The sequence below is a fragment of the Pseudomonas sp. genome (genome assembly GCF_030683065.1).
Classification (GTDB): domain Bacteria; phylum Pseudomonadota; class Gammaproteobacteria; order Pseudomonadales; family Pseudomonadaceae; genus Aquipseudomonas.
Genome location: NZ_JAUXMX010000063.1, coordinates 90563 through 103142, shown reverse-complemented (window position 1 = coordinate 103142; position 12580 = coordinate 90563). Strand labels below are relative to the sequence as shown.

10 protein-coding genes are annotated in these 12580 nt (G+C 61.6%); 4 read left to right on the top strand and 6 right to left on the bottom strand.

The features are described 5' to 3' along the window. Positions 1-2: 2 nt before the first annotated feature. The 4 genes from tolR to Q8K09_RS20560 form a co-directional block, all read right to left on the bottom strand. A complete protein-coding gene (tolR, locus tag Q8K09_RS20575; protein WP_305256868.1) occupies positions 3-446 on the bottom strand; it encodes a protein TolR in 444 nt (147 codons plus the stop codon). Positions 447-456: 10 nt separating this feature from the next. Next, positions 457-1167, bottom strand: a complete 711-nt coding sequence (tolQ, locus tag Q8K09_RS20570; RefSeq protein WP_305256867.1) for a protein TolQ — start codon at positions 1165-1167, stop codon at positions 457-459. A gap of 185 nt (positions 1168-1352) precedes the next feature. Beyond that, the gene (locus Q8K09_RS20565; RefSeq protein ID WP_305256866.1) at positions 1353-3278 is read right to left on the bottom strand and encodes a phytase; all 1926 of its coding nucleotides are present in this window, start codon (positions 3276-3278) and stop codon (positions 1353-1355) included. Positions 3279-3349: 71 nt separating this feature from the next. After that, a complete protein-coding gene (locus Q8K09_RS20560) occupies positions 3350-5842 on the bottom strand; it encodes a TonB-dependent receptor (RefSeq protein ID WP_305256865.1) in 2493 nt (830 codons plus the stop codon). Between the two features lie 401 nt (positions 5843-6243). Here Q8K09_RS20560 and Q8K09_RS20555 point away from each other — a divergent pair, with 401 nt between their 5' ends. After that, positions 6244-7161: a GGDEF domain-containing protein gene (locus Q8K09_RS20555; RefSeq protein ID WP_305256864.1), complete on the top strand. Its 918-nt coding sequence runs from the start codon at positions 6244-6246 to the stop codon at positions 7159-7161. Positions 7162-7172: 11 nt separating this feature from the next. Then, complete coding sequence (locus tag Q8K09_RS20550) at positions 7173-8207, top strand: AraC family transcriptional regulator (RefSeq protein ID WP_305256863.1); 1035 nt, start codon at positions 7173-7175, stop codon at positions 8205-8207. Positions 8208-8413: 206 nt separating this feature from the next. Here the strand turns inward: Q8K09_RS20550 and Q8K09_RS20545 are convergent, their stop codons facing one another. Continuing rightward, positions 8414-9418, bottom strand: a complete 1005-nt coding sequence (locus Q8K09_RS20545) for a DUF481 domain-containing protein (RefSeq protein ID WP_305256862.1) — start codon at positions 9416-9418, stop codon at positions 8414-8416. A gap of 120 nt (positions 9419-9538) precedes the next feature. Further along, positions 9539-10537: a DUF481 domain-containing protein gene (locus tag Q8K09_RS20540; protein ID WP_305256861.1), complete on the bottom strand. Its 999-nt coding sequence runs from the start codon at positions 10535-10537 to the stop codon at positions 9539-9541. On the opposite strand from Q8K09_RS20540, the gene Q8K09_RS20535 reads away from it, so the two are divergent. Both Q8K09_RS20535 and Q8K09_RS20530 read left to right on the top strand, forming a co-directional pair. Continuing rightward, positions 10536-10928, top strand: a complete 393-nt coding sequence (locus tag Q8K09_RS20535) for an MGMT family protein (RefSeq protein WP_305256860.1) — start codon at positions 10536-10538, stop codon at positions 10926-10928. The genes Q8K09_RS20540 and Q8K09_RS20535 overlap by 2 nt on opposite strands. A gap of 43 nt (positions 10929-10971) precedes the next feature. Then, on the top strand, positions 10972-12540 hold the full coding sequence (locus Q8K09_RS20530) for an AmpG family muropeptide MFS transporter (protein WP_305256859.1): 1569 nt from the start codon (positions 10972-10974) through the stop codon (positions 12538-12540). Positions 12541-12580: the final 40 nt, after the last annotated feature.

Here is a 12580-nt window from a genome sequence, read left to right as displayed (position 1 = left end):
GCTCACTGCGGCGCCTCGGTAATCAGGCCCAGGTTACTCACCCCACCCTGCTGCAAGGCGGCGATCCCGGCCACCACCGTGGCGTAGTCGGCGGTCTGATCAGCGCGGATATACACCTGGGTATCGCCACGCTCGGCGATGATCTGCGTGACCTTGGCGGTCATTTCGTCCAGGCCCACGGCGCTATCGGTCTGCTGCTCAGTGTTCAGCTCGCTGCCCAGGTTCCAGTAATAGCCACCGTCAGCCTGTACCGAAAGGGTGAGGATCTGCTGCTGGTTGTCAGTCGGCAGCGCTTCGCTGGCGACCTTGGGCAACTCGATCTTCACCCCCTGGGTGAGCATCGGCGCGGTGACCATAAAGATCACCAGCAGCACCAGCATCACGTCGATGTAGGGCACCACGTTCATCTCGGCCTTGGGGCCGTGTTTGCTCATCGGCTTGCGCATGGCGGGCTCCTCAGGCAGCGGCGCTGACGTGGCTGCTGGCGGCATGCAGCTTGCGGTGCAGACGTGCCTGCAATTCGTTACCAAAGCCGTAGTAGCGCGAGGTCAGGGTGGCGACGCGAGCGCTGAAGCGGTTGTAGGCGATCACCGCGGGAATAGCGGCGAACAGGCCGATGGCGGTGGCGATCAGCGCTTCGGCGATGCCCGGGGCGACCGTGGAAAGCGTCGCCTGCTGCACTTGAGACAGGCCGATAAAGGAATTCATGATCCCCCAGACGGTGCCGAACAGGCCGATATAGGGGCTGACCGAACCGACCGTAGCAAGAAACGGCAGGCCCTTTTCCAGGCGTTCTTCCTGCTCGCTGATGGCCACCAGCAGCGAGCGCTCGACCCCATCGATCACCAGCTCGCCGGCAATCCCCGGTTCGCGCTTGAGCTGGATGTACTCGTGATAGCCAGCCTGAAATATCTGCTGCAGGCCGGCATCCTCATCGAGTGAGTCGCTGCCTTCGCGGTACAGCTGGGCGAGGTCGTGGCCGCTGCGAAAACGCAGCTGAAAGTCTTTCATCAGGCGCTCGTTGCGGCGCAGTACCGCGCTGCGCTGGATGATCAGGTACCAGCTGAGCAGCGACGCCAGCAGCAGGGTGAGCATCACTGCCTGGACCAGCAGGCTGGCATCACTGACCAGACTCCAGACGGTCATCTGTTCGAGGGTGTTGTGCATGGTTGTCTCCTTACATCGCGCGCTTGGGGAACGCCCCGGACGCTATTCGATTACGTTTGTGTTGCCGGTTGATGACAGCAGCGTTGAAGCCTGTCATCGGCCGGCTTTTGTAGGAGCCAGCTTGCTGGCGATCCGCGTGCGGCACAGCCGATCGCCAGCAAGCTGGCTCCTACAGCGTGTGCTGTTTACTCCAGACCCAGGGCCTCGGCCACCGCAGCCCAGGGCAGGTATTTGTAGTTCTGGCGGTCTTCGGGCATGCGCTTGCGGCCGTCCTGCACCACCAGCATGCCGTCGTTCCAGATGCCGCCCAGGTTGGCCGAGGTGACTTCCAGCCCGTCGGTTTCCGATGCGCCATCAATACCCAGTTGCGCGTTCAGGCCGATGCGAAACGCGCCGCGCACGGCATAGGGCGCAGTCGCATCAAGCACCACGTAGCTGTCGTTGCCCTGGCTGGAGATCACCAGGTAGTCACGCGTAGCGCCCTGGTAAAGGGCCAGGCCCTCGATGTCGTCGTGGACCACGCCGCCTACCGCAATCACCTGTTCGAGTTGCGTCGGGGCATCGGCGCGAGCGTCCAGCACCCAGACCGCTACATCCTCTTCGCCGACGAACAGGCGCTGGCCACGGTCATCGGCCACGCAGCCTTCCGGCTGGCTGTCGACCTTGAACTGGCGCACCAGCTCACCCTGGATGCGGCCATCGCCTGCACTCAGGCGGTACTGCAGAAAGGTGCCGTCCTTGTCGTTGGGAATTGCATGGATGGCACCTGCGGCATCCTTGAACATGCACAGGCCGTAGATGTCCTTGAGCGGCGTGGGCACTTGGCCGAGGTCGCGCAACTCACCGCTGCTGCGGTCAATGGCAAACACCTGCAAACTGTTTTGGTCACGGTTGCTGGCCACGGCCAAATCGACCAGCTCGCCATTAAGGTCAAAGCCGGCGCGCACATCGACGTTGTTCATCCGCCCAATACGCAAGTCCTGTAGCTGCTTGCCGGCCAGGTCATAGGCAAGCAGACCACCTTGCTTGTCGGTGCCGAGCACACGGCTTTGTTGTGCGTCTGTTGGGTGCACCCAGATCGCCGGGTCATCGGCGGCATCGCCCAGGCTCGGTACCGGATCGGTTTGCACCTGCACCGGCAAAATCGGCAGCGCGGCTGGCTGCTCGGGGGTTGCCGGCAACCAGGCCAGCTGGCCATGCTGCAGGCCGTCGTCGTCGCGCACCAAGAGCTCCAGGCCGCCCGCCACCGCGCGCGCACTGAGGCCTTGCGGCTCGTTCAGATCCCCCAGGGGCAGCACCGGCTGAGCCTGCCAGCCTTCTGCGCCACGCTGATAGCGGTGCAGGTTGTTGCTTTCCGGGTCCAGCGCCAGCACGCCGCCTGGCACCACGGCCATGCCGGCGAGCGCGTTGCTGATATCACCGAACGGCTGCACCAGGCCCACCGGTTCACGCACCAGATCGGCCTCGGCATGGGCGGCATAAGCCCACAGGCCGACGCCTTCTTCGTTGACATACAAGAGTTCGGCGACATCGTCGACCTGGCAGTGTTCGCTGGCCGGCGGCAAGCTCATGCCGCGTACGCGCTTGGGCGTTGCCAGCGGCACTTCGTTTTGGGCGACCAGCCACTGCTCGCCGATGCCCTCCTCACCAATCAGGAAGACAAACGCGTTGTGCGCTGCATCGCGGTATAGGCACAGGCCGTCGATCTTGTACGCCGGTTGCGGCAGGTACAGCGGTTCGCCCCAGCGCTTATTCGCCAGGTTGACCAGCATTGCTTGCTGACGGTCGACGTCCAGCGCTGCCACCAGCAGGCCGCTCGGGCCGACCCGATGATCGATGCTGGCGAAGGTGCCGGGCAACTGGCTGAGGGTCACGCCCTGCTTGTCCAGCACAAACAAGCCCTGTTTCTCACTGCTCTGCAGGCGCTCGGCACCTGGCCAGAAACTGTCGCTGGCCAGCCACTGCGCCGCCTCGACCGCCGCCATGGTGGGGCTGGAAAGCCCCTGCAGCGTCAGGGCCGCGGGGGCTTTTTCATCAACCTGGCTTTGGCAGGCACTGATAGCAATCAGGCTGGCGAGCAGGAGATTTTTCTTCACAAACGCAAGGTGCATGCCGGTAAATCCTTATCAAAAGCTATCACTGTGGCGCGGGCGCACGCTCGCGCGCCCAGCCGATAGAACAATCAGAAGTGGGTGAAGGTCAGGCCGAGCTTGTAAGTCGGGCCGTATTCCTCGTACTGGGCGTTGAAGTCGCGGCGGCCGCTATAGACGTAGTAGGACTCGTCCGTCAGGTTTTGCGCCTGGAAGGTCAGTTGCAGCGCTGGGGTGAGGAAGTAACCGGCGCTAACGTCGACAAACACCTGCTCATCGGCATAGAGGTCATGGGCCTTGTCGTCGATGCCGGCGACTTCAGCCAGGTAGGCGGATTTGTAGTTGGCCGACAGGCGCAGGCTGAGCGCGTCGTCTTCCCAACCGAGCATCAGGTTACCGACCGTGTCTGATTGGTTCGGCAGGTCGATGCTGCGCGACAAGCCCTGCCCTTCAATCTGCGCGTCGGAGCGGCTGAAGGTGGCGTTGGCACCCATCAGCAGGCCGTTCCAGGGTGCCGGCAGCCAGTCGAATTTCTGCGAGTAGGCCAGTTCCAGGCCATACAGTTTGGCGCTGTCGCCATTGGCGAAGGTCAAGGCTTCATCGAAGGCCAACCATTCGCCCGTGCCAGCCAGGTCGGTGTTGTAGACGAAGCTGTCGATGTCCTTGTAGAACACGAATGCCGAGACCACGCCCGCACGGCCCATGTAGTGCTCAATGCCGAGGTCGAAATTCATCGCCTCCAGCGGGTCGAGATCCGGGTTGCCAAAACTGGCATCAGCGTCATCGATGGCAAAGCCCGGTGCCAGTTGGCCAAAGGTTGGGCGCACCACGGTGTTGGTCCAGGCCGCGCGCACTTGCGTGCTGGCATTCAACTGATAGCGTGCATGCAAGCCTGGCAGCCAGTGGTCATAACGCTTCTTGCTTTCGCTGTTTTCAAACACGCCATCACGGATGCCGGTGCCCTTGGCTTCGAACTCGGTGCCCTCGTAGCGCACCCCGGCAATAAAGCGCCAATCGTCGACGTCGAGGCTGTTCATCAGGTAGGCGGCATTGATGTCTTCGCTCATTTCGAAGTCATTTACCCGCGACTCTTCTGCGTTGTAGAACTCATCTCTGTTCAGACCGCCAAGCAGGCGCTCGATGGCATTGGCGCTGATGCCCGGGCCGAAACGTCCCAGGCCGTAATCCACGCTGCCCTTGGTGAACTGGCTCAGGTTGAGGTCGGCATCGGTCAAGCCTACGTCACCGAGGTCTTCGTATTTCCAGGCCTCCAGGTCGTTATCTTTTTCCCGCTGGCTGAGCTTGCCGCCGAATTTGACCTGCGCCGCATAGCCGCTGAGGTCGAAGTCACGCGCCAGGTCGAGCTTGATGTTCTGCTCGGTATCGGTGGTCTTCTGCTTTTCCCACTCGACCTCGCTGAGGGTGAAGTTGTTCGGGTCGTAGAACGCCGGGTCGATGCTCAGGCGCGGCTTCTTGGTGTTGCTGAAACCGGCATCGGCAAAATCGTCGTTACCTTCAAAGTTCGCCCCGGCAATGCCTTCTGGGCTGTCTTCGCTGGAGCGGCTGAAGCCTGCCTGGGCACCGATAGTCCACAGCCCCAGCATGCGCTCGCCCCCAAATACGTAGGACTGCACTTCCTGGGTTTCCTCGCGGCTCTTCAGCTCGCGGTAACCTTCAGCATCGCCACGTTCGCCAGCGGCCTGCGCATCGGCAAACTCGATACCGGCAGCGTTGCGGGCTTCGCTGTCTTTGTAGCGGCTATAGAGGGTGCGCAGGTAATAGCTGGAGAGGTCATCGGGCTTGTAGTCGAAATTCAAGCCAAAGCCGGTGCGCTCGCGGGTAATGGCGTAGTTACGCTGTTCCAGCTCTTCCAACCGGGCGCCATTGTCGAAGTCCCAGGCACCGCCGGTTTCGACGTTGTCCGAGCCAAAATCACGCTCCTCCCAGCTCAGCGCTGCGGCTACACCGAAGTTATCCGTGCCGTCGCCCAGGCTGAAACGGTCGCTGATTGCACCAGAAAATTTCGGACTGGCTTGCGCGGTGTTCTCGTCGTAGCTGCCTTCGGCGCTGCCGGTGTAAAACAGGCCGTCGTGGTCGAACGCCGACAGGCTTTCCACCTCTACCGTGCCGCCCAGGGAGTTGGCGTCCATGTCTGGGGTCAGCGACTTGACCACTGTCAGCGACTGCACCAGTTCCGAGGGCAATACGTCGAGGGCCACGGCGCGCCGATCACTTTCCGGCGAAGGCACCAGGGTGCCGTTGATGGTCACGCTGTTCAGGTCCGGGCCAATGCCGCGCACGCTGACAAAGCGCCCTTCACCCTGGTCGCGCTCAACCGACAGGCCGGGAATACGCTGCAGCGCTTCCGCGGCGTTGTCGTCCGGCAACTGGCCGATGCCGTCAGCGTGCACCACGCTTTCCACGTTGTCGGAGCTGCGCTGCTGTTTCAAGGCCTTGTCGACGCTGACGGCCTGGCCAACCACTTCGACGTATTCGGTGGCTGGCTCAGCCGCGAACGCCAGGCTGCTGGCGATCGCCAAGGCCAATGTACTGAGCTGACAGACTTTCTGTGTGCAGCGCTTCATCGCATACCCTCCACAAACGTGAACTACGCCGGGCGCCATTGGCCTGGCAACGTGGAGGGCAAGCTAGGCGGGGCTCATGACGCTTCTGTGACAGCCCAAAGCGACGCCAGGTAAAACGTCAGCTTTGCGCCGATTTTTCCGGGCGTTTGAGCCGATTCGACCCCTTCACGGTGCTCTGGCTCACCGCTGGCCGCGCCTGCAGCCTTTATAAACAGGGCTACCAGAGCGCGGGAATCGCGGCTAAAGCCACTTCGCTGACGTCGCGATTGGGCGATCGGGGCAGCCAACGCACAAAAATCGCCAACTGACCTGAGCTGATTCGACCTCCCCACGCTGTAACCAAACCGTCATGGGCATCTGCTCTGCTGGCGCGACTGTGCCGATACGGAGCCTGTGTAACCATGCCACCCCTGCTGAAATTTCACGCTTGGAAACTCTGCGGCCTGCTGCTGGCGGCCAACTTCGGTTTGCTCGCCTACCTCAGTGTCGGCACGCTCAAGGCACTAAGCGAATGGAACTGGACCGATATCGGCGGTGAAGGCGGCTCGGCGCTGTTGGTGCTGGTATGGATCGGCCTGCTGCTGAAAAGTCGCCCGGCCGGACAAGTCACCACCTTGCTGTTCTATGGCCTGGCCTGCCTGTTCTTCTCCCTCTGGATGGATACCCTCGACGAGTTCGTGCAACTGCCGACGGGCATCGCGTGGGACAAGTGGCTCGAGTCGGGACCGATGCCCGTGGGTTTTATCCTGATGACCTTGGGCATCTACCACTGGCACCGCGAACAGTTGGCCATCAGCGCACAGATGGAAAAGCGCGAACGGCTGTTTCGCGAGCACCGGCTGTTCGACAAGGTCACCCCGCTGGGCGGAGCCGACTACCTGCGTTTGCAGTTGCAACAGGCGTTGCAGGAGGCGCACAGCGAGCAACAACCGCTGTCCCTGGTGATCCTCGACCTGGACGATTTCAGCCGGGTCAATCGCGAATACGGCCACGCCGAGGGCGACCGCGTGTTGCAGGTGGTGTCCCAGGTGGTGGTGCTCAACCTGCGCCGCCAGGACCTGCTCTGCCGCCTGGCCGGCGATCGCTTCGTGGTGCTGCTGCCCAATACCGGCGAACAACAGGCCCGGCATCTGGCCCTGGAACTGCAAGCCGCCGTGCAGCACCTGGCCTACAAAAGCCACCTGCACGGCGAGCGCCTGCAACTGAGTGCCAGCGTGGCGGTGGTCATGGCCCAGCAGGACAGCCCGGAGAGCCTGCTGCAACGGCTCAACCTGGCGCTGGCGCGAGCCAAGCAACCGCCGTTCATCAAGCGCGCCTGAGGCCTGAGTAGATGGCCTTGAAAACCACCTGGTACGAATGCGACAGCCGCTTTATCGCCGCCCATTACCAGCCCGCCGCGCTACTCGACCTGGCGCTCGGCCGCGACGTCGACAGTCACCGCCTGCTGCGCGGCACCGGCTTGTTCCATGACGATATTCTCGCCGGCCAGGTTCGCATCAGCCCCGGACAATTCCTGCAACTGATCGACAACGCCCAGCGCCTGCTGGCGGCCGACGACACCAGCTTTCTGTTCGGCCAGCGCCTGTTGCCCGGCCACTATGGCGCCGCCAGCCATGCCTTGCGCCACGCCGCAAGCCTGCACCAGGCATTGACCCTGCTGGTCGAGCAGCGCGCCCTGCTCAGCCCGCTACTGGCGCCGCGATTGCTGATTGATGAGCACAACGCCTACCTGTACTGGCTGGACAGTTGTGGCGCCGGGGAACAACGGCGCTTTCTGCTCGAAGCCAGCATGACTGCCGTCTGCGCCAGCAGCCGCTGGCTGGCCGGAGAAAAACTGCCCTGGCAATGCAGCTTCAGCCATGCGCAACCGCGCTATATCGAGCAGTACTGGGTCAACCTGGGCGAGCAGGTCCAGTTCGACCGTCAGGTGGACATGATGAGCATCCCGCGTCACTACCTGCACGTGCCATGGCCAATGGCCTCGGCCACGGCCGGTCAAGTGGCGCAGCAGCAGAGCAAGCGGCAACTCGACGAACTGGGCGTCGATGCCAGCCTGCTGGATCGCCTGTACGACCACTTGCAAGCGCACATTCGCCAGCCGATGAACCTGGAGCAGGTCGCCCAGGTATTCGACATGAGCCCGGCCACCCTCAAGCGCAAACTGCACAAGCACGGCACGCACTTTCAGGAACAGCTCGACCTGGTGCGCAAGCACGTCGCGCTCTATCTCTATCAGGCGCAGGGGTACAGTAACGAAGAGGTGGCCGCTTACCTGCAGTTTCACGATACGACCAACTTTCGTCGCTCGTTCAAACGCTGGACAGGCTATTCCCCGAGCGCACTGCTGCAGTTGCTCGGTTCTTGAGGCTCAGCTGGGTTCACTTAGCGCCCCATGCATGCCACGCCTGACGGGGACATGGCCTGCAATAGTGCTGCTCACTAGGGTTGAGTGAACAGCATTGCGGTCGATTGCAGCGTTGCTACTCAGGCCACCCGCTGCCGGGTGAGCGCGGTGACAGCAAACATCACACCGACAAGCCATCGAATGACGGCTAGCGCATGACGAACGACTTACCAGCCGACGCCAAAGCCCAGGCTGTAGTGGGTCTCGTCCAACTCGCCCTCTGAGCCACTGACCAGGTCTTTTTCGGCCTTCATGTTCAACGAAGCCCAGTCGGTGACCTTGTAGCGCAGGCCCACAGCAGCATCCAGGGTGTAGTCGGCTACATTGGCCAGCGGCTTGCCGACCTCGCCGTTGCTGAACAGCTCGAAGCTCTTGCCGACCAGATAGCGGTTGTAGTCCCACTTCATGCTCACGGCATGGAAGTTGTCCTTTTCGCCATTGGCATACTCGTAGTCGGTGCGGTTGAGCAGGCCCGCTACCGAGAATGCGCCCAACTCATTGTCCCAGAACTGGTAACCCGGGCCGGTACCGACGGTACGCTGACGGGCCAGCTCTTCGACCTGATCGCGCTTGTACTCGAGACGCCCCTGCCAGAACCAGTTTTCGTCGAGAAAACGGTCGAGCGCATATTCGGCACTCCAGTTATCGGCGGTCATCACGTCGTTCTGAAACTCGCGGTCGTAACCGGCTTCTGCGTTGTGCCGCCACAGGCCATGGCGGGCCTGGGTTTTCAGGTCGACATCATAGTCATCGGTGTCGGCTTCGGCGCGCTTATAGTCCAGCGCCGCATCGATATTGCCCTTCCAGGTCAGATCCTCAACCAATGGCTTGGGCTTCATGATCCGCTGAATACTTGCCAGCTCGATGGTTCTTGGCCCGTCACCATTGGCCAGGGTGACCTTGCCCTGCTCCGCGGCTAACAGGGCCTTGGCCCGCTCGCCGGTAACCTTGCCTGCCTTGACCAGCAACTCCTGGTCACTTTCAAGGGTGGCGATTTTATTCCAATCCAGCGCAATGGAACCGCCGTAATCGGTTTCCAGGAGCAGTTTCTTGCCCTCGAAGAATTTAATGGTGCCGCTCAGCCGATCACCGTTTTTCAACCATACGGTATCGGCCAGCAGAGGGCTGGTAGCTGCCGAAAGGGCCAGGCATAGCAAGGTTCTGGAGATCATAAAGGGCTTGAAAAACTCTGATTAAATAAAGGCCGGGCATTATGCGCAAGCCCAAGGACTGAACAAGCACTGACCGTCGGATTTTATCGGAGTTCCAGCAACACGACCGGCGTCACGCCGCTACCAACCGACCCCGACGCCCAACAGATACTGACGCTCGGATGAGGTGCCCCCAAGGCCACGAATCTGATCCAGTTCATAGAGCAGCGACAAACGCGCCCAGCTGTTGAGCCGATAGCGCAGACCGATCTCGCTGTCGAGTACGTAGTCGATTTCAGCGATTTCGGGGATCTGCAGTTCGGCGTTGCTATAAAACTCCAGGCGAGTGCCCCACAGCAGACGCTTGTAATCCCATTCCAGGGAGAAGGTGTCGAAGTCCAGAGTGCGGGTAGTCGTTTCGAAGTGAACACGATTGAACTGGCCGATCAGGTCGAAGCGGCCCAGTTCGTTATCCCAGAAGCGATAACCGGGCCCGGTGCCGACGATACGCTGGCGCCTGACGAACTCGAACTGGTCTTCCTGCTGCAGACCGCCAACCCGCCAGAACCAATGTTCGCTGAGGAAGCGATCAAGGTCGTACTCCAACGTCCAGTTGTCGTCGACCTTGGTGCCGTTTTTGGTCTCGTACTCCAGATCGCCGGTCAGGACATGACGCCAGCGCCCATGTTCGAGCCGGGTATTGCCCTTGAGCTTCCACTCATCGGAGTCATCCGCTTTGCGCTCCATGTCCAGCTTGGCGTCGAGATTACCCTCCCAGAGCCGATCTTGCAGCACCGGCCGCGGCGGGACCATACGGGTAATGCTGGCCAGCGGCACGGTCTGGGTCGTCGCATTGATGACCCGCACCATGCCTTTGCCAGCCGCAGCCAACTGTTTGCTGTGCTCGCTGTCCAAGCCCTGGCGACGCAGCAACAGGGGTTTGTCTGAGCGCAAGGTATCGATATCCTTCCAATCAATCAGCACCTGGCCGGCATAGCGGGTTTTCAGTGCCAGCTTGCCACCGTCGAGCAACAGGATTTCGCCACTTAGTCGATCGCCATTACTCAGCCAGACCGTGTCCGCCGACACCGGCGTGGCCAAACCAACGAATGCAGATAACAGCAGGGTGCGCAGGAGCATGATCGGTCGACAACCAGCAGGTCAGGATGGGGTTGCCAAGCATGCCGCGTCCGCGCCGCCAGCGGCAAGCCAGGAAGCACGACGTGAGGCACTTTATATGACGCTAGCGCACGTTCCGCCGGGCCAGGTGGTCAGCTATGGTCAACTCGCAGAGCTGGCAGGCCTGGGCCGTGCCGCGCGCTGGGTCGGACGCAGCCTCAGTCAGTTGCCGCAGGGCTCTACGCTACCCTGGCATCGGGTTATTGCCGCCAGTGGTCGCCTGAGTCTGCCGGCAGGCAGTATTGCCGGCGCAGAACAACGAGCGCGCTTGCGCAGCGAAGGTGTGTTCGTGGTCAATGACCGCGTGGATATCCGACAGCACGGCTGGCGTCCAGTGGAGCACAGCGGTTAGAGTGCGGCCTTTCATTCATTCTCAGCAGACAGATACCCGCTCAATGCCCCGTAAAAGCTGGCGCGAAGCCATCGCCGCCTACTCCAGCCCCTCCACGCTGGTGCTGTTGCTCCTAGGGTTCGCCGCCGGCCTGCCCTATATGTTGGTGTTCTCCACGCTCTCTGTGTGGTTGCGCGAAGCAGGCGTGGCGCGTGAAACCATTGGTTTTGCCAGCCTGATCGGCTTGGCTTATGCCTTCAAATGGGTCTGGTCGCCACTGCTTGATCAGTGGCGCCTGCCGTTGCTCGGCAGGCTCGGCCGACGCCGTTCCTGGCTGGTCCTGTCTCAGGTGCTGATTGCCATCGGCCTGGCCGGTATGGCGCTGTGTGATCCGCAGACCAAACTGACCTGGTTGATCTCCCTGGCGGTGCTGGTGGCCTTTGCCTCCGCCACCCAGGACATTGCCATCGATGCCTACCGCCTGGAAATCGTCGAGGACACCCGCCAGGCGGCCCTGGCCGCCAGCTACATGGCCGGCTACCGGGTCGCGGCCTTGCTGGCCACCGCGGGCGCCTTGTACTTCGCCGAAGGTTTTGGTTCTACCGTGCAGCTTTACCAGCACAGCGCCTGGGCTGGCACCTACCTGATGTTCGCCTTACTAATGTTGCCGGGCCTGATCACCAGCCTGTGGATGCGCGAACCGGCAGTGCCGCTGCAAACCCAACTGGCGGCCGCACGCTATGGTTTCAGCCATCAGATAGCCTCTGTGCTGGTGCTGATCGTGCTGCTGGTCTCGGTGCCGGCGATGTTCACCCAGTTTTATTACACCGATTTCGCCAGCCTGGTGCGTGGTGAAATCAGCCTGCTCAATCTGCTCCTCGAAGACCGCGCCTTCCTGCGCGCCCTGCTGTACAGCATTCTTACCGGCCTGTGCCTGTCGACCATGGGCCGCCGCGGGCTGGCGCCGGTACTGACGCCGATCAACGACTTTATCGTCCGCTACCGCTGGCAGGCCTTCCTGCTGCTCGGGCTGATCGCCACCTACCGCATGTCAGACACCGTGATGGGCGTGATGGCCAACGTGTTCTACATCGACCAGGGCTTTACCAAGGACCAGATCGCCAGCGTCAGCAAGCTGTTCGGCCTGGTCATGACTCTGCTCGGGGCTGGTTTTGGCGGTCTGCTAATCGTGCGTTTCGGTATTATGCCGATCCTGTTCATCGGTGGCGTGGCATCGGCCGCCACCAACCTGCTGTTTCTCATGCTCGCCGGCATGGGCGCCGACCTGCAGATGTTGATCGTCACCATTTCCGCCGACAACTTCAGCGCTGGCCTGGCCACAGCGGCGTTCGTCGCCTACCTGTCGAGCCTGACCAACCTGCAGTTCTCGGCCACCCAGTACGCGCTCCTCAGCTCGATCATGCTTCTGCTCCCGCGACTGATCGGTGGCTACTCCGGAGTAATGGTGGAGAAATACGGTTATGCCGAATTCTTCCTGATTACTGCCTTGCTGGGCATCCCGACCCTGATCCTGATTGCCTTGCAATGGCGACGCGAACGCCCATTGCAAGAGGGTTCGACGCCACCAGAAGCGGTCGATACACCGCCATTGAAAACTGAAGCCAACAGCTAGCCTGGCGCACCATGCAAAACGCCGCTTCCCCATTCAGGGT